Here is a 17,190-nt window from a genome sequence, read left to right as displayed (position 1 = left end):
CAAAAGAGCGTATTCTCTCGATATAAGGTGTGATGCACTGTCAAACAGAAGAAATAGGAGTGAGCAGGATGGGCGAACCAGTCGTAGTATTAACAAAGGTAGAAAAGCGTTTCGGTAAATTTCAAGCATTAAAGGACGTGACTTTTACGGTGAACAAGGGAGAGGTCGTTGGCTTCATCGGACCTAATGGTGCCGGCAAATCGACGACGATCCGAATCCTGTTAGGCATGTTGAAGCGAACGGGCGGGGAAGCAACGATCTTTGGGAAAGATGTGTGGAAAGAGGATACACAGATCCATAAAGATATTTCCTATGTCCCAGGGGATGTTTTTCTATGGCCGAATTTAACAGGCGGCGAGATCATTGATCTGCTGTTGCGTCTGAATAATCAAACACGCACTGAAAAAACAGAGGCGCTGATCGAGAAGTTTCAACTCGACCCGAAGAAAAAAGCCCGTACCTATTCAAAGGGCAACCGGCAAAAGATCGCGTTGGTGGCGGCATTGTCACAGGAGGCGTCCCTGTACATCTTTGACGAACCCACGTCTGGATTAGATCCCTTGAATGAGAAAACATTTCAAGAAGAAGTGCTGGCATTGAAAGAAGCAGGAAAGAGCATCTTACTTTCCAGTCATATTTTATCGGAAGTCGAGAAGATGTGTGATCGGATCGCAATCATTCGTGAAGGGACGATCATCGAGACAGGCGATTTAGCGTCGATGCGCCATTTGACCCGTATGGAACTCAAGGTCGAGACGGCATCTGCTCTCGACGGGATCGAGCATGTCGCCGGTGTCCACAAAAGCCATTTTTCAGATACGGAACATAAAGAAGCGACCTTGTCGGTGGATCGGGAACAGCTGACCGCGATCATGGCTTTCTTGGCAGAAAAGCAGATCCTTAATCTAACGGCCACGCCGCCAACGTTGGAGGACCTGTTCATGCGCTACTACGAAAAGCAAGGGGCTGATTCTCATGCATAACGGTGTTAAAACTATGACCTTGCTGCGGGCGAATATGAAGCAAAACCGCCTCAAGCATCTGATCTGGCTCGTGATCCTCGTCGGCTTGTTCGCCTCGGCAGCATTGAAGTTCAACGTCTTGTTCGGTACCCAGACAGACATTGATGCGATCGTCAATACATTGAAAACACCGGCGATGGTCTCCCTCTTTGGTGAATTTTCCGCAACGAAGCCTTATACGACGGCCAATGTGTTCGCCTCAGAGATGCTGGTCTTTATGGGAATGTTCATGGTGTTTATGACGATTTCACTGGCAATCTCCAACACTCGGGCGGAGGAGGACTCAGGACTATTGGAAATGGTCCGTTCCCGTACCGTCGGACGCTTGGCGCCGATCTATGCAACTGTCTGGGAGATTCTGCTGATCAATGGGCTGATGGGAATCTTATATACGGGGAGTTTGATCGCTGCTGATTTGAATGGCGCGACGCTGGAGGGGGATCTCCTGATGGGGGCTAGTCTCGCCAGTATTGGGATCATGTTTGGCTTCATCAGTCTTCTGATGGCCCAGCTAGCGAATGATTCCCGCAGTGCCAGCTTTATGAGTTATGGCTTGTACGGCTTCTTCTATCTCCTCCGTATGATGACAGATGTGACGAATCCTGATTGGACCTGGCTGTCACCTGTCGGTTGGATTCAAAAAACAGCGATCTATAGCGAGAATCATTGGCTGCCGGTCATCCTGACATTGGCCTTTGGCGTGATCTGCTTGGCGCTGGCGTTCAAACTCGTCGAAACTCGTGATATCGGCAGCGGGATTTTGGCCGCCCGCGATGGCAAAGCAACAGCAGGCCGCTTATTATCTTCTCCTCTTGGGCTGATTTTAGCTGTCGAGCGCAACAGTATTTTGGGCTGGATCTTTGGCGGCTTTGTTTTGGGGGCAGCGTATGGCTCGATCTTTCGTACGATCGGTGACATCATCGGCAGCAACCCCACTTATCGAAAAATTCTTGGAGTGACGCAGATCAATGAAGCCAACCGAGAGCTGATCTTGAACTATTTGAATATGCTGGGGCTGTTCTTTGTCGCGATCGCCGCGATCAGCGGTCTTTTGATCGTGTTTCGGTTGAAGTCAGATGAAAAAAAGGGCTATTTAGACATTCTCCATTCAAAGAGCGTGTCAAAAACCCGTTTGGCCTTGAGCTATTTTGGCGTGGGAACGGTAGTAAGCATGGTGGTATTTACTGGAACACTGGCTGGCGCCTTCTTCATCGGCAATAGTACCCTCGATGATCCGCTTGCGACCACTTATTTTTGGCAGACGATGCTGGGGTTCTTGCCGGCTACGTTGTTCTTTATCGGGATCGGGAGCTTCTTCGCGGGCGCATGGCCTAAATGGACCAGTGTGCTCTGGCTCTATTTGGGTGCTAGTGTACTAGTAAAAATGTTTGGTCCGCTGCTGAATCTGTCAGAAGACACCGGCAATCTCTCGCCTCTTGGCTGGGTCGGAAAAGTCCCGGCAGAGAAGGTCGACCTGAAAATCATGGTCTTTTTGCTGGCAGCCTTTCTAGTTTTGACGATTCTTGGCATCATCGGCTACAATAAGCGAGACTTGGAGTGATAAGATGAAGGAAGTAGTAAAAGATCCCAAGAAGGAAAAAAAGATCCTTGAAACAAGTACGAAATTATTTGGGCAGTATGGCTATCGTGAGACAAAGACGGATCAAATCGCGGAGGAAGCGGGGGTATCAAAGGGGCTTTTGTTTCATTATTATGGCAATAAAGGCGCGCTGTACCAAGCGACTTACGTGTACGCCTCCGAATTTTTCTATCAACGCATCGACTATTCGGTTTGGACACAAGCCTCGGACCTGTTGGAGATGGTCGTCGATGCGACAAAATATAAGATCGAGCTTCAGCTAACGTATCCTCATGAGTTTGATTTTTTGATGAAGGCTTACGCGGAAATGCCTCTGCTGCCGGAGTCACTCAAAGAAGCCATGACCGCACGACTCAATGCAGATGTCCATCATAACTTGACCTTGACCGACGAAGTCATCAGCAAGCTGCCTTTGCGTCCAGATGTTCAAGAAAGTGATGTCTTAGAAACGATCTACGCAGTCTTAACGAGTGAGACTACCAAGATTCAGCAAGAGCTGGCGCAGCATCCCGAATGGAAAACCATCGAAGATCTGATGCCGGTGATCGATCGTATGAAACGAAAACTAAAAATCCTCGAATATGGGTTTATTGAGCATTAAAAAAACTGCGGCCTCTTACGAAGTCGCAGTTTTTTGCTTCAAAAATCGGAAAAAATGGTCATCAGGAACATGCCTTCTTCCGCCAGCGCCCCGAAGAAAAGAATCAGACTGTCCACAAACAAAACACTCATATTGGTACCGAACATCACGGCCAATCGTTCTAATCTATCATCGATTTTTTTCTCTTTAAAATACACCAGAAAAAGATAAACATTGGCTAATGCAAGAACAATAGTTGAAAGAATGATGGCGATCTTCATACGTGTACCCCTTCACTTGATTAAACGTAATCGTTTTTATGCCTCCATTATACTACAACCCCTTTAGAAAAGAAGGGGAGATTCCAAAGATTAACAACCGCTTTATAAAAGCAGCTTTTTATAAATAGAAGAAAGAAAACGCCTTCCATAATGGTTGAAATTTTTGCTAATCTATATTATTGTTATGACAATAGAACTTTTAAGAGGTGATAGTTTGAACGAAAAGCTAGCAAAAGGAAAAGGCGCCAGTCCTTTGTACAGTCAAATAGCAGATGATTTAAGGTTTAAAATCGTATCAGGAGAATGGGGAGATGGCGAAAAAATCCCACCCGAACTCGATTTATGTGACATTTATAGCGTGAGTCGAATCACGATCAGAAAGGCGATCGATGAATTGGTTCGTGAGGGACATTTGTACCGTGAGCGGGCAAAAGGGACCTTCGTTTTGTCGATGGATCACTCAACTCAAAAAGAACATTATACAATGGTTCGCAGCTTTACTCGGGAAATGGAGGAGCTGGGGAAAAAAGTACGTACGCTGCATGCCCAAGTCAGCATGATCGAAGCCTCCGAAAGGATCTCCCAGCAGTTAGGGATCGAAAAAGGTGCCAAGGTCCTGCAACTAAGAAGGACGCGAGGCGTGGATGATGGCAAAGCCTTTGCCTATTTTGTCACCCACATCCCTTATACCGAAAATTTCTCATTAGATAGTAAGGATTATTACGGATCACTTTATGACTATTTAAAAACCTTTGACATTGTCATGAGTGAGAGCAAAGAGTATGTCGAAGCACTGCTTGCGACACCGGAGCTTCAAGCGGTATTAGACGTGCCGGAAAATACACCGATTTTAAAAAGAGTGCGGATGGTTTCTAGAGCGGATGGTCAGTATAAGGAAATCAGCGATTGTTACTACATTGGCGATCAGTACCGCTACTATGTCGAAATTTAGCTACACGCCAACGTGCAAAGCGAGCGCCTTCGTTTTGCACGTTTCTTTTTTCAAAAAGAAGAAAGAAAGCGTTGTCTTTTTCAGAGAAATGACTTATAATCAATTTGTGCTATTGTTATAACAAAATGACATAAAGAGAACAGGAGTGTAGAAAATGGCTATATCTTTTATTCGAATCGATGATCGGATCATCCACGGGCAGGTGGTGACGCGCTGGATGAGTGAACGCGCTTGTGATGGCGTAGTCGCTGTAGATGATCCTTCCGCGAACAATCCAACCTTGTCCAAAGTTCTTAAAGGAGCTGTTCCAAAGCCGCTAAAGGGCTTCGTAATGACTGTTGATCGGACCGCGCTAAAATGGGACGAAATTATTGGGAGCAAAAAGAATTATTTCTTGATCGCGAAGACTCCTGAGACCCTTGTACGTTTGTACGATGCTGGCGCAGATTTTATTTCTTGTTACCCTGTTTTAAATGTCGGCCCTATGAGTGCGCGAGAAGGGGCTGAAAAAATCGGTCCAAACGTGGCGATCACAGAAGGAGAACGGGCTGCCTTCGAACGATTGGACGCATTAGGAATGGATATCCAGTTTAAATTGGTACCGGATTCAAAAGGCTTCACTTGGAAAGATATCAAAAAATAAAGAACGGAGGAATTGATTATGCTCTTTTTCCAAGCTGTATTGATCTCACTGCTGTGCTACTTGGGTACTTTAGGGACTCCCTGGTTAATGGGATTGACCGGGGGCTGGTACACCATCAGCCGCCCCTTAGTATCAGGATTTTTGATTGGTCTTATTTTAGGGGATGTTACACAAGGAATTATTATCGGGGTCGCGATCCAGGCCGTTTATATCGCTATGGTAACGCCTGGCGGACAGATGCCGGCGGATTTGAACTTCGTTGCGTATCCGGCGATTGCTTTAGCTATTTTATCAAATTCATCAACAGAAGTTGCCGTGACACTTGCTACGACGATCGGTGTGATCGGTACGATCGTGTTCAACTTTTTCCAAGTAGCGAATTCTTTCTGGAACCACCGCGCACAAAAAGCGATCGAAGAAGGAAATGAGAAGGCCTTCCATTTTAATTCCATCATCGGACCGCAATTGCTAAGTTTTGCTTTGCGTTTTATTCCTTCCTTCTTAGTCATTTACTTTGGGTCGAGCTTCGCCAAAGAATTGTTGGCGAGCATGCCGCAGTATTTGATCGATGTGATGGGGATTTTAGGCGGAGCACTTCCAGCGATCGGGATCGTGATGCTGCTGACCGCGGTCGTCAAAGAAGACATTATGCTGATTTTCTTCGTGTTTGGCTTCATTTGTGTCATCTTCTTAAAATTGAACATGATTGCCTTGGCTGTCGTTGCGGGTGTGATCGCGTATATTTATTTCCAGGCCAAATCCAAACCCGTAGTAAAAATTGCTACAGAAGAAGGTTCGTATGATGACATCGATGAGGAGGAGGAATTTTAATGGAACAAAAAAGATCGTACCAACTGTTAGATAAGAAGACGTTGAATAAATCTTATATTCGTTGGATGATGTATAACCTAGTCGCGACGAGTTTTGAATTTTTGGAAGCCTTTGGTTTTGCCTTGTCAATGGAGCCGATCGCCAAACGCTTGTACAAAGATGATCCCGAAGCACAAAAAGCCATGCTGAAGCGGCATTCTGTTTTCTATAATACTGAACCGCAGATTGGTTCGTTGATCAATGGCGTGGTGGTCGGTTTAGAAGAACAGCGGGCACTGGGAAAAGAAGAAATTGACGATGACTTTGTCAATGGCTTGAAAGTCGGCTTGATGGGTCCCTTGGCTGGTATCGGTGATTCAATGATTCCGGGAATGCTGATCCCGATTCTTCTGTCGATCGGGATGGGCTTGTCAGAAAACGGCAGCATCTTAGGACCGATTTTCTACATCGTTGCTTACAATACGATCATCATGCTGGGCACGCGTTTCTTATTCTTTAAAGGGTACGAGCTAGGAGCGGAATCTGTCGATACCTTCGTTGGCGAAAAAGCCCAACAGATTACACAAGCCTTTTCAGTTCTTGGAATGATCGTTATCGGCGGAGTCGCAGCGAGCTATGTGAATCTCCAATTGCCGATCGTATTGAAATTCAGCAGTGCAAAAATTGATATTCAACAGATTTTAGATGGCATCTTCCCGAACCTTCTACCATTAGTGTTGGTTTTAGTTTCATGGTATTTGATGGCGAAAAAAGGTGTCTCCGCCTTGAAATTGATCGGGATTTATTTTGTGACAGCTTTTGGCGGCGTAGGGATCGCCTATTTGATCCAAATGATGTTCTAGAAAAAAAAAGAACAAGGAGAAATGATCATGATCGGAATACTATTGGTGAGTCACGCCAGACTGGCTCATGGGATGAAAACCGCGATAGAATTTGTTGCTGGTGAACAGGAAAACCTTTTTTCACTTGGTTTAGAAGAAGCAGGGGTCGCTTCGTTTAGAACGGAGCTGGAAAAAATGATTGCAGGTATCTCTGAGGAGATCACGCAAATGCTCATTGTTTGCGACATTCCAGCAGGCTCTCCTGGGACGACGGCGTATGAGGTATTGGCTCAAACCAATTTAGAAGTTGAGATGGTCTCGGGCATGAACCTGGCGATGTTGTTAGAGCTAGTGTTGATGCGGGAAGGAAAAGAGTTCCAGCAATTACTCACGGATGGGATCAAAGCTGGAAAAGAAAGTATTGACCGAATGGATTTTTCTGACGAAGAGGTAGAAGAGGCATTCTAATGTCATATCATTATGATTATTAAAGAGGGGTAAAAATGACCTATAATTTGCGACCGAAAATCAAGATAAAACACACGGCACAGACGTGGACAAGCTATGAAGAGATCAGCGAAGAATTGAATCGACAACTGAAGGAAGGGAAGAGAACGATTGCGTTGGAATGCTATCCGGGTGTGCATCTTTCTGAGCTCGAGCAGCATTTATTGAATACGTTGACTGACGTACGGCTGATCAAGGCGGATGACTATGCCTATGACGCAGCAACATTAACGAAAAAAATAGCCGCGAATCTGACAGAGGATCGTGTATTCGGTGTCATGTCCCACGCAGTGCTGGAGGATTTTTATCCAGAATATGAAGTGGCACAAATGCAGAAAGAGTTCGCGGAAGAATCAAAGAACATCGTTGTTTACGGCACAGGGGCAACCATTTTGTTACCTGATCCGGATATTTTGTGCTATGCCGATTTGACGCGTTGGGAGATTCAGAAACGCCATCGTGCTGGTATGCCGAATTGGAAAGCCGCGAATGAGGAAGAAGACAATCTAAAAAAAGTCAAACGGGGCTTCTTTTTTGAGTGGCGGGTCGCGGATCGGCTGAAGCAGAAGCTGACGGAACGAATCGATTATTTACTGGACACGAATGTTCCGGGTAAAGTGAAAATGGTCGATGGCGCCAGCTACCGTACCGCCCTAGATCAAATCGTGGAGCAACCCTTTCGTTTAGTTCCTTACTTTGATGCAAGTGTTTGGGGCGGACAATGGATGAAGAAAGAGTTCAATTTGAATCCTGAGCAGGAAAATTACGGATGGGCCTTCGACGGAGTGCTGGAGGAAAACAGTGTATGTTTGGATTTCGCAGGGACAACAATCGAGATTCCAGCGATCAATGTGGTCCATGAACGGCCGATTGCTTTACTCGGCAAAAAAGTACAGGCTCGCTTTGGCAATGAATTTCCGATTCGTTTCGACTACTTAGATACGGTCGGCGGCGGCAATCTAAGCTTGCAGGTCCATCCGCGAGTGGATTACATCCAAGAAAAATTCGGCATGACGTATACGCAAAACGAAAGCTATTATATTTTGCAGGCTGCTGAGAACGCCACGATCTATCTTGGGGTAAAAGAAGGAACGGAGAAGGAAGAATTATTTGCTGCGCTGCGGAAGGCCGAAAAAGGGGATTACCGTTTTCCAGATGAAAATTATATCAATTGTTTTCCTGTAAAAAAACACGACCATTACTCCATACCTGCAGGGACGATCCATTGCGGCGGGCCAGAGACAGTGGTATTGGAGATCAGTCAAACACCGTATATCTTCACCTTTAAGCTCTGGGATTGGGAGCGTTTAGGCTTAGATGGCGTGCCGCGGCCCGTTCATTTGGCCCACGGGGAAGAGAATGTGGATATGACGTATGATACCGCTTGGGTGCAGGAAAATTTGATCAATCCTTTTGAAACGCTCCATGACACGAGGGACTATCGGATCGAAAAGACCGGGCTGCATGAATTGGAATTTATCGAGACCCATCGTCACTGGTTCAAAGAAGAAGCCGTTTTGTCTGTTCATCAAAGTGTCAATATGTTGAATCTGGTGGAGGGAGAAACGATCACAGTAGAAAGCGTGGATGGTTGCTTTGATCCGTTTGAGATCCACTATGGCGAAACGTTTATTGTACCAGAGGCGATCAAAGAATACCGATTAGTCAACCAGGGAGAGCCAACGAAAGAAGTCGCCGTGATCCAAGCGTTCGTCAGAAATTTGTCGTGATCCAAGGAGGTAAAAAATGATCGAGACAGGATTAGGTGTGACCTTTAATGACGCAACGCATGAATTTGTTTATCCGCCAACTGTTTTTGGGCCCACGCATGCAGAACAACGCCATTTAAAGGACATCCTTCACAGCATGGCGGATCATGAAGCATCAGGGCCAGAGATCGTGTATTCGATTGCGATGGATGTTGGCTTGAGAAGGGATCGCTCTGATCTGCTGGAAAGGGAATTGCTTTTTGGTGTCGTCGCCTACGCCAAGGGATCGATCGGTCAGGAACCCGTCAAAAGTCAGGGACACATCCACGCCGTTTCGAAGACGTGTCAGATGTCGACACCTGAGGTATATGAGATCTGGTGGGGAGAAGCGATCGTTTATATGCAGGAAAGAGCGACGGATGACCCGGGGCGCTGTTATGCGGTTCGAGCGCAAGCTGGTGAACGCGTGATCGTTCCCCCAGGCTGGGCGCATTGTACGATCAATGCGTCAAGAACAGAACCCATGCTTTTTGGCGCGTGGTGCGTACGGGATTTTGGTTTTGAATACGATGAGGTGCGTGCACATAAGGGGCTGGCGTTTTATCCTACATTTGATGATCATGGGGCAATCGTGTGGGAACGAAATCCATCCTATCTGGCGGAATCGCTAGTTGAAAAAGCGCCGAGAGAATACGTTGAATTTGCGATTGATCCGACACAGCCGATCTATCAACAGTATACACAGGACCATGCCATGTTCGACTTTGTCGTTCGCCCCGACTTATGCACAGAAAAATGGCTGGATTATGTTCCTTAAATAGAGAGGCGGGACTAGAATGATCAAAAAAAGTGACGTTAGATATGATAGTACGACCGTGCACTTAGAGGGTCAGGGAATTCGAATGAAAGAGACACGAGCAAAGGATTTAGCAGGCTATTTCCAAGATCAGAAAGCTTACCAGCAGCTAGACCCGGAGACAGTGATGTATCAGGTTGAATACCAAGATAACGGGTTAGCTGAAGGAACGTCTGGCGGGCTTTATTTCGGGATCACCCATTTACATTCGGGGGTAGTGGGAGAGGAATTTTTCTTAACGAAGGGGCATTTTCATGCCAAGCGAGACACAGGCGAATACTATTTTGGCTTGCGGGGTCAGGGACTGCTGATGATGACGGAAGCTGGAGAGACGCGACTGGAGGAAGTGCTTCCTGGTTCTGTCCATTATATTCCCGGAGATACAGCGCATCGGCTGATCAATACGGGCAATGAGACATTGTCGGTCTCGGCCTGTTGGCAAACAGAATCGGGTCATGACTATGCGCCGCCAGAAGAAATGTTTCCACAGCGCGTGCTGCGAAAAGGGGCAGAAGGAGTCATTCAAGTGAATCAATAGAACGGAGCTGGATCGCTTTTGCTGATCCAGCTTTTTAAGATAGTTTTAATGTTCGCGGAAGTTTTTTGCGTATAATTTATATGAACTGACTTTCAAGGTTGGCTCAGCTATACTAAATTTAAGCGTTTATAGAAGGAGATGAGGTCAATGAACTTCGCGACATCTGATTTTGCGTACTACGAACGAACGATCAAGATCATGTACCAAAATTACTATTGGAAACGGCTGACGATCAGCGGCGTGGCGCTAGCAATCATTCTGGCGTACAGTGCTATTTTTCAAGATAATTTGTTGTTGAACGTATTCCTGATGGCGCTGATTGCAGGGATAGGGGTGTATCTATTCTTAGAAAAGCAAAAATTTTCAGAGGTCTACCAAGCTTTTCTTGAAGAAAATCAGCCAGAAGTAACGGTCCACAAGATTCAAGAAGAAGAGTACAGCTACAATGTGATGGACGATGACGAAAAGGTTCGGATCAATAAAAAAGGGGTACGCAACCTACCCTCCAACAACAAGCAGTATACGATGATGGTGGGATTCTCAAAGACCTTTTTCTCTCGAGAACCCTTGCAGATCGTGTACTATGATATGCTTGATCTTACATATGAAGAAAAATTCCGGTTGAAGCGTAACGGGTACAGCTCGATGCCGCGCTTTTTACGTCGTTTTTCTTTCGGAAATTTGAAAGCCAGTGCGGGAAATGCGGTCAGCTTTATTTTTGGGAACCTGTTTCTTCTCTTTATCTTGTTTCGACTGTTGCGCTATGTCTGGTCGTTTTTACGAATGTTTTTCTAAGTGAGTCAGAAGAAAAAAGCACGCGGGAAATCTCCTGCGTGTTTTTTGTTATTTAAAAATTTGGCAGCAACTACTCATTTGATTTAAAAAATTGACTAATTTTGAATATAATTCTTTGTTGAAGGGGTAGTGTTTCCTCCATTTGTAAAGTATCCTATTTCTATAGAAACAGATCGGGTAATTAAAAATGAGAGCGTTTCCTAAAATCGGGAGGTAGAGGACTATGACAACCAAGCCATTAAATCAGCGCCAGCTATTTCAAATGAAAAGTGACAATCTAACAAAACGAGTACGGAGCTTTTATGAGGAGACGCGGGACAGCTCCGTCGTTTTTGAGTACATGTTGGCAATAGTGGTTCGTGAGTCATTGGTTGTCGGGAGCTTTCATGAGTTATTTAAAGAGCTGATCGCCGAGTTGCTGATGGAAGTGGAACCGACGGCAATGGTGCGCCGCTGGTGTTCTTTATTTGAAGTGTTTTGTCAGCCAGAGGAATGGAAACAAATCGTTGCGCGACTTTTTAAAAATCATTCAGAGTACGAAGCGCATTGTCAGAAGATCCGATTGTATAAAACCTATGTAGAGACTAAAACGACTCCTGACGAGGAGATGGCGGGGCAGCAATTTAAGCTTGTCTCGATTTTTGAAGACATTCAAGGCAAGGAGCACACATGGAGCTTGAGCGATGCCGATCCAACTATTTCTGATGAGAAAGCGGAGGCGATGCTGGGCTTATTGACGCATTTGACGATTTTTGAGAAGGATGGCGTCCGTCGTTTTGCTAAATTAGAGAAGTCAGACGTTGTGAATTGTACCCGCCGTGAGCTTGTTAAAAAAGAAAAAAAGCAGAAAAAACAAGAGGAACCGTCGACGAAGGCTGAGGAACAAAAGGTACAAGCAGATAGAGACAGGAAGAAGGAAGAACCGTCTGGGAAGGATCAAAAAGAGGGATCTTCACCGGGAATGAAAGAGATGATTTCAGCAACTAGCGATGCTTCTAGTGCGCATGGCGAGGTGGAGCGAACCTCGAAATCACAAGCAGCACAACCGAAGCAGAAGACGGGGAAAAGTGAACGGGAACAGAAAAAAAAGAAAACACTATTGAGGAATCTTGGGTGGGGAAAGAAAAAGGAGCGTAAGAAGGACCGGCGAAAGTAGCAGCGGCTAAAAAGGCGGGAGCCAGCGAATACACACAAACAGGCAATGATTTTTCTTCTGTAAACATGGTAAACTAGCTGTGAAAGCGATTTACTAAATGGACAAGGAGGGAAAATAGTGATCAAAACAATTATTGTCGGTCCGCGGGGGAAGATGGGACGATTGATCACGGAGATCGCCGCGTCAGAGGAAGAGGTGTGCTTGATTGCAGGCGTCGGGCCAAAGAATCGAGACTACATCGGAAAAGATTTAGGACAAGCAGCGATGCTGGGTCGGGATCTCGGTGTGCCTGTTGTGGATAATTTAGCGGCTGTCATTGAAGACTGTGACGTGATCATCGACTTTTCCACAAAAGAAATGGGACTAAAGACAGTGGGCTTGGCGAAAATGTACAAGAAAGCGCTGGTTTGTGGAACAACCGGATTTTCGCCAGAGGAAAAAGAAGTGTTTTACCAAGCAAGTGAGGAAATTCCAGTGCTTTATGCGGCAAACACCTCCAAGCTGGTGAACGTTATGAATAAGCTGCTGCAGCTTGCCGCAACGGCGATCGGCAAAGAAACAGATATCGAAATTTTAGAGATGCACGACCGTTGGAAGAAGGATGCCCCCAGCGGCACTTCAAAGGAAATGGGGGAATTGATCGCCCATGAATTAGGCGCTGATTTTTCTGAGCTGGCCGTATATGGTCGCGAAGGAACAGGCGAACGGCAGCCGGGTTCGATCGGGTATCATTCTATCCGAATGGGGGATACGCCCAGCAGCCATACTGTTTTTTTCGGAGGCTTAGGCGAACGATTGGAGATCAGCCACCATTCGACGGATTGGCGCGGGTTTGCGAAAGGCGCCTGTGATTGCGCGATCTTCTTGGCAAAACAGCCGCCGGGGTATTATGCAGTTTCAGATGTGTTGGAATTATAGAAATTAAACGTTATTTTTAGCTAGCCTTTTTCTTAGAAAAAGGCTTTTTCGACGTGTCTTCGTTTCAAACTTAGAATTCCCTTTAAATAGTTATTTTACTTCTTTTCTGTAAGTTTATTAATTGACTTCTCATTTTCTAAATGCTAAATTGAGAACAATTCTTAAAGGAGGTCAGGACTCATGACAAACAACATCGCGCAAAAAAACAATCCCACAGTTCAATCAGCATGTTGTTGTATGGTGCAAAAAAGCAGCATACTCATTTGTCATGTCTATTAACTGTTCTGAACTCGTTTAAAAAAGTGGGAAACCAATAACTTTTAACGATCTCAAGAGGTGCAGCTTTAATAGCTTGCACCTCTTTTTTGCGATTCCGACTTTTACCAGATTGTGTAGTTCGAGTAATAGTTTATTGATTGAAGGAACCAGTATTACGAGCTGTTTAGTTGAGCTAGCGGTCAGTTCCGCTTTTCGCAGTAGAAAAGAAATCTAAATTAACTAAAAAATAAATTCAATGTCTCAAAGACACCACCAGAAAAAATAGACAGGGGGAACCAACATGTGTTGTTGCTTAACAGATGAGGGCCAAAAACTTACAAAACACAGGAGGAAATAATATGCATTTATCAACCAAATTGATTCATGGCGGTATCAGTGAAGATCCATTGACAGGGGCGGTCAGTGTCCCGATTTATCAGACGTCGACGTATCGGCAAAAAAAATTGGGACAGCCGGGAGAGTTTGAGTATTCTCGTTCTGGAAATCCAACGCGGATGGCTTTGGAAGAATTGATCGCGGAACTTGAAGGCGGCGTGAAGGGATTTGCTTTTGGATCAGGTCTTGCTGCGATCCACGCGACATTGTCGCTTTTCCAGCCGGGAGACCATTTGATTTTAGGCGACGATGTATATGGCGGGACATTCCGTTTATTGGAGAAGGTGTTCAAACCGTTAGGATTAACCTATACGATGGTGGACAGCCGCGATTTGACGCAATTAGAAGCGGCGTTGACAGCAGAGACCAAAGCACTGCTGCTAGAAACACCTAGTAATCCGCTCTTGAAAATCATCGATTTGGAAAAAAGTGCACAGTGGGCAAAGAGCCATGACTTATTAACAATTGTGGATAATACCTTCGCAACCCCGTATTTACAACAGCCATTAGCATTAGGTGCGGACATTGTTTTGCACAGCGGGACAAAATATCTAGGGGGGCACAGTGATCTGGTCGCTGGCTTGGCAACAACGAACGACGACGCACTTGCTGAAAAAATTGGCTTCTACCAGAACGCGATCGGTGGCGTCTTAGGGCCGCAGGACAGTTGGCTGTTGCAGCGGGGGATCAAAACGCTAGGCGTTCGGATGGAGGCGCATCAAAAAAATGCGGCGATCATCGCTGAAGAATTGGTCAAGCATCCAGCTGTAGCGACTGTTTATTATCCAGGTCTTTCTGAGCATCCGGGTCATGAGATCGCCGCGAAGCAAATGCGCGGGTTTGGCGGGATGGTCGCGTTTGAGCTGGTGGATGAAAGCAGCGTTGCCGCATTTGTCGAATCACTGGAAGTGATCACCTTGGCAGAAAGTTTGGGCGGAGTAGAGAGCTTGATCGAAGTTCCTGCCGTTATGACCCATGCCTCGATTCCAAAAGAACAACGGGAAGCTTCTGGGATCAAGGATGGATTGATCCGCCTATCTGTGGGGATCGAAGACATAGAAGATTTAAAAAATGATATATACCAAGCCTTAGAAGGGAACGAATAACATGAAAAAATCAATGATCGCACTCATTAGTGTATTAGCTGTAGGTATCCTTTTCTTAGCGGGGTGCCAACAAAAAGAGGACAGCAATGCAAGTTCTGAAAAAGTATTGCGTGTTGGGACGGAAGGTACGTATTCACCGTTTTCTTACCGCGATGATAACGACAAGCTGACTGGATATGACGTGGATGTCGCCAAAGCAGTAGCGAAGAAAATTGGGTACAAAGTAACATTTGTGGAAGCACCATGGGACTCCATGCTGGCTGCATTTGATGCGAAAAAATCAGATGTGATCTTCAACCAAGTGTCCATCACGCCAGAACGGGAAGAAAAATACTTGTTCAGCACGCCGTATTCTGTTTCTCATCCGGCGCTGATCGTGAACAAGGACAACAACGAGATCAAAGATTTCTCTGATTTGAAGGGGAAAACCTCCGCGCAATCCTTAACGAGCAACTATGCGCAAATGGCAGAAGATCTGGGTGCGGATATCTCCAGCGTCGATGGCTTCAGTAAAGCAGTCGAGTTGGTAGGGGACAAACGTGCAGATGCAACATTGAACGATGACGTGACCTATTATGATTACCTAAATCAAAAACCGGATGCACCGATCAAGATCGTGAAAACGTCTGATGAATCCACAAAGGTTGCAGCGATGTTCCATAAAGGGGACGAAAAGCTGGCAGAGAAAGTGGACAAAGCCATCAAGGAGTTGGAAGCGGACGGCACGTTGACGAAGTTGTCAGAACAGTATTTCAAGAAAGATATTTCTAAGTAAGGGGCCTATAAAATGGAACGAACGATAGATATTATTCAAAGCTCAGCGCTGCCGCTTTTTTGGGCACTGCTAAAAATGACGATTCCTCTGACCTTGATTTCTTTTGCATTAGGGATGGTCTTGGCGCTGGTCACTGCCTTAGCCCGAATTTCAAAAAGTCGGATTCTAAACGGGATCTTCTTTCTCTATGTTTGGATCTTCCGCGGGACACCGCTTTTGGTCCAACTGTTTATCGTCTTTTTTGGACTTCCGTCAGTGGGGATTCAAATGGATGCATGGACAGCCGCAATCTTGACTTTTTCACTAAATACCGGCGCGTATGCTTCTGAAAACATTCGTTCCGCTTTATTAGCGATTCCCCAAGGTCAGTACGAATCTGCTGCTTCACTAGGGATGAGCCGATGGCAGATTCTGTACCGCATCATTGCGCCGCAAGCCTTTAAAATCGCGTTGCCGCCATTGTCCAATAACTTTGTCAGTTTGGTGAAGGACACGTCGCTGGCCGCAAGTATCACGATCGTTGAGATCTTCATGACGGCGCAGCGGATCGCGGCGCGAACGTATGAACCGTTGTTGCTCTACAGCATGGTCGCAGTCTATTACTTGATCTTTTGTACCTTCTTGAATTATCTGCAATCCGTGCTTGAAAAACGGATGGTCTATTAGGAGGAAATCGCATGTTAACCATTGAAAAATTAAACAAAAGCTTTGAGGAGACACACGTCCTAAAAGAGATCGACCTGACATTTCAACCTGGCGAGACGACCGTCATTTTAGGTCCCTCTGGTTCAGGAAAAAGCACGCTGCTGCGTTCAATCGATCTCCTAGAGACACCAGACAGCGGCAGGATCACGATCGATCAAGATGACCTTTCGTTTCCTCGGAATCTATCCTTCCGCCAGCTAAAGGAATACCGCGGACATTTCAGTATTGTTTTTCAAGCCTACAATCTTTTTCCTCATTTAACGGTGATTCAAAACGTTATGGAAGGACCGACGCAGGTCAAAAAGATCCCAAAAACACAGGCACGAGAACAAGCAGAGCAGCTTTTGGCAAAAGTAGGCTTACTGGATAAAGCGGCGGAGCGCCAAACCAATTATCCGGTGGACAAATGCAGCGGGTAGCCATTGCACGGGCACTGGCGATGGAGCCTGAGTTTATGCTGTATGATGAACCTACCAGCGCTCTAGATCCAGAATTGGCACAGGAAGTACTGCAAGTGATCAAAGATTTGGCCGAATCAGGCAATGGGCAGATCGTTGTGACCCATCACCTGGAATTCGCCCGTAAAGTCGCCGACCGGATCGTTTTTCTTGAAGACGGACGAGTGACCTTCGACGGCCCTACACAAGCCTTTTTTGAGAGTGATAATCCGCGGATACAACGCTATCTGCAACAGTTTTTATAGAAAAAAAGAACCGACATCAGCAGTTGCTGGTGTCGGTC

General features: G+C 45.8%; 18 protein-coding genes and 1 pseudogene. 18 read left to right on the top strand and 1 reads right to left on the bottom strand.

Annotated features, from left to right (window positions below):
• The first annotated feature begins 68 nt into the window (after positions 1 to 68).
• Genes A5868_RS12195 through A5868_RS12185 form a run of 3 tightly spaced genes read left to right on the top strand, consistent with a single transcriptional unit; the run spans position 69 to position 3,223 of the window.
• Entirely contained in the window at positions 69 to 983 is a 915-nt protein-coding gene (locus tag A5868_RS12195; protein ID WP_010779796.1) for an ABC transporter ATP-binding protein, read from the top strand.
• Entirely contained in the window at positions 976 to 2,583 is a 1,608-nt protein-coding gene (locus A5868_RS12190) for an ABC transporter permease (RefSeq protein ID WP_086303328.1), read from the top strand. Before A5868_RS12195 ends, A5868_RS12190 begins: the two co-directional genes overlap by 8 nt.
• Before the next feature lie 4 nt (positions 2,584 to 2,587).
• Positions 2,588 to 3,223 carry a TetR/AcrR family transcriptional regulator gene (locus A5868_RS12185; RefSeq protein ID WP_010779798.1) on the top strand — a complete coding sequence of 212 codons (636 nt, stop codon included), beginning with the start codon at positions 2,588 to 2,590 and terminating at the stop codon, positions 3,221 to 3,223.
• 38 nt (positions 3,224 to 3,261) lie between these two features.
• Here A5868_RS12185 and A5868_RS12180 read toward each other — a convergent pair whose 3' ends face one another.
• The gene (locus tag A5868_RS12180) at positions 3,262 to 3,483 is read right to left on the bottom strand and encodes a hypothetical protein (RefSeq protein ID WP_086303329.1); all 222 of its coding nucleotides are present in this window, start codon (positions 3,481 to 3,483) and stop codon (positions 3,262 to 3,264) included.
• A gap of 214 nt (positions 3,484 to 3,697) precedes the next feature.
• Here A5868_RS12180 and A5868_RS12175 point away from each other — a divergent pair, with 214 nt between their 5' ends.
• The 15 genes and pseudogenes from A5868_RS12175 to A5868_RS12105 all read left to right on the top strand — a co-directional run bounded on the left by A5868_RS12175 (position 3,698) and on the right by A5868_RS12105 (position 17,152).
• Positions 3,698 to 4,435: a GntR family transcriptional regulator gene (locus tag A5868_RS12175; RefSeq protein WP_086303330.1), complete on the top strand. Its 738-nt coding sequence runs from the start codon at positions 3,698 to 3,700 to the stop codon at positions 4,433 to 4,435.
• 154 nt (positions 4,436 to 4,589) lie between these two features.
• The gene (locus A5868_RS12170; RefSeq protein WP_086303331.1) at positions 4,590 to 5,078 is read left to right on the top strand and encodes a PTS system mannose/fructose/N-acetylgalactosamine-transporter subunit IIB; all 489 of its coding nucleotides are present in this window, start codon (positions 4,590 to 4,592) and stop codon (positions 5,076 to 5,078) included.
• 18 nt (positions 5,079 to 5,096) lie between these two features.
• Positions 5,097 to 5,909 carry a PTS mannose/fructose/sorbose/N-acetylgalactosamine transporter subunit IIC gene (locus A5868_RS12165; protein WP_086303332.1) on the top strand — a complete coding sequence of 271 codons (813 nt, stop codon included), beginning with the start codon at positions 5,097 to 5,099 and terminating at the stop codon, positions 5,907 to 5,909.
• Complete coding sequence (locus tag A5868_RS12160; protein ID WP_086303333.1) at positions 5,909 to 6,751, top strand: PTS system mannose/fructose/sorbose family transporter subunit IID; 843 nt, start codon at positions 5,909 to 5,911, stop codon at positions 6,749 to 6,751. The genes A5868_RS12165 and A5868_RS12160 overlap by 1 nt, the downstream gene beginning before the upstream one ends.
• A gap of 27 nt (positions 6,752 to 6,778) precedes the next feature.
• Positions 6,779 to 7,198, top strand: a complete 420-nt coding sequence (locus tag A5868_RS12155; RefSeq protein WP_086303334.1) for a PTS sugar transporter subunit IIA — start codon at positions 6,779 to 6,781, stop codon at positions 7,196 to 7,198.
• Positions 7,199 to 7,233: 35 nt separating this feature from the next.
• A complete protein-coding gene (locus A5868_RS12150; RefSeq protein ID WP_086303335.1) occupies positions 7,234 to 8,967 on the top strand; it encodes a class I mannose-6-phosphate isomerase in 1,734 nt (577 codons plus the stop codon).
• 16 nt (positions 8,968 to 8,983) lie between these two features.
• Complete coding sequence (locus A5868_RS12145) at positions 8,984 to 9,763, top strand: glucose-6-phosphate isomerase family protein (RefSeq protein ID WP_086303336.1); 780 nt, start codon at positions 8,984 to 8,986, stop codon at positions 9,761 to 9,763.
• Between the two features lie 19 nt (positions 9,764 to 9,782).
• Positions 9,783 to 10,340 (top strand): glucose-6-phosphate isomerase family protein, encoded by a 558-nt coding sequence (locus tag A5868_RS12140; RefSeq protein ID WP_086303337.1) that lies wholly within the window; start codon positions 9,783 to 9,785, stop codon positions 10,338 to 10,340.
• A gap of 147 nt (positions 10,341 to 10,487) precedes the next feature.
• Positions 10,488 to 11,135 carry a hypothetical protein gene (locus A5868_RS12135; RefSeq protein WP_086303338.1) on the top strand — a complete coding sequence of 216 codons (648 nt, stop codon included), beginning with the start codon at positions 10,488 to 10,490 and terminating at the stop codon, positions 11,133 to 11,135.
• A 223-nt stretch (positions 11,136 to 11,358) separates the two neighbouring features.
• Positions 11,359 to 12,291 (top strand): hypothetical protein, encoded by a 933-nt coding sequence (locus tag A5868_RS12130; RefSeq protein WP_086303339.1) that lies wholly within the window; start codon positions 11,359 to 11,361, stop codon positions 12,289 to 12,291.
• Positions 12,292 to 12,408: 117 nt separating this feature from the next.
• Positions 12,409 to 13,209, top strand: coding sequence for a 4-hydroxy-tetrahydrodipicolinate reductase (dapB, locus tag A5868_RS12125; RefSeq protein ID WP_176281280.1), 801 nt, complete (start codon positions 12,409 to 12,411; stop codon positions 13,207 to 13,209).
• A gap of 617 nt (positions 13,210 to 13,826) precedes the next feature.
• Positions 13,827 to 14,969 (top strand): cystathionine gamma-synthase, encoded by a 1,143-nt coding sequence (locus A5868_RS12120; protein WP_086303340.1) that lies wholly within the window; start codon positions 13,827 to 13,829, stop codon positions 14,967 to 14,969.
• Between the two features lies 1 nt (position 14,970).
• Complete coding sequence (locus A5868_RS12115; protein WP_010779804.1) at positions 14,971 to 15,744, top strand: amino acid ABC transporter substrate-binding protein; 774 nt, start codon at positions 14,971 to 14,973, stop codon at positions 15,742 to 15,744.
• A gap of 12 nt (positions 15,745 to 15,756) precedes the next feature.
• Positions 15,757 to 16,410, top strand: a complete 654-nt coding sequence (locus A5868_RS12110; protein WP_010779805.1) for an amino acid ABC transporter permease — start codon at positions 15,757 to 15,759, stop codon at positions 16,408 to 16,410.
• Positions 16,411 to 16,421: 11 nt separating this feature from the next.
• Positions 16,422 to 17,152: pseudogene (locus A5868_RS12105) on the top strand (amino acid ABC transporter ATP-binding protein).
• Positions 17,153 to 17,190: the final 38 nt, after the last annotated feature.

The organism is Enterococcus sp. 12F9_DIV0723 (assembly GCF_002174375.1).
Classification (GTDB): Bacteria; Bacillota; Bacilli; order Lactobacillales; family Enterococcaceae; genus Enterococcus_A; species Enterococcus_A gilvus.
This window is presented reverse-complemented; position numbering and strand designations above follow the sequence as displayed.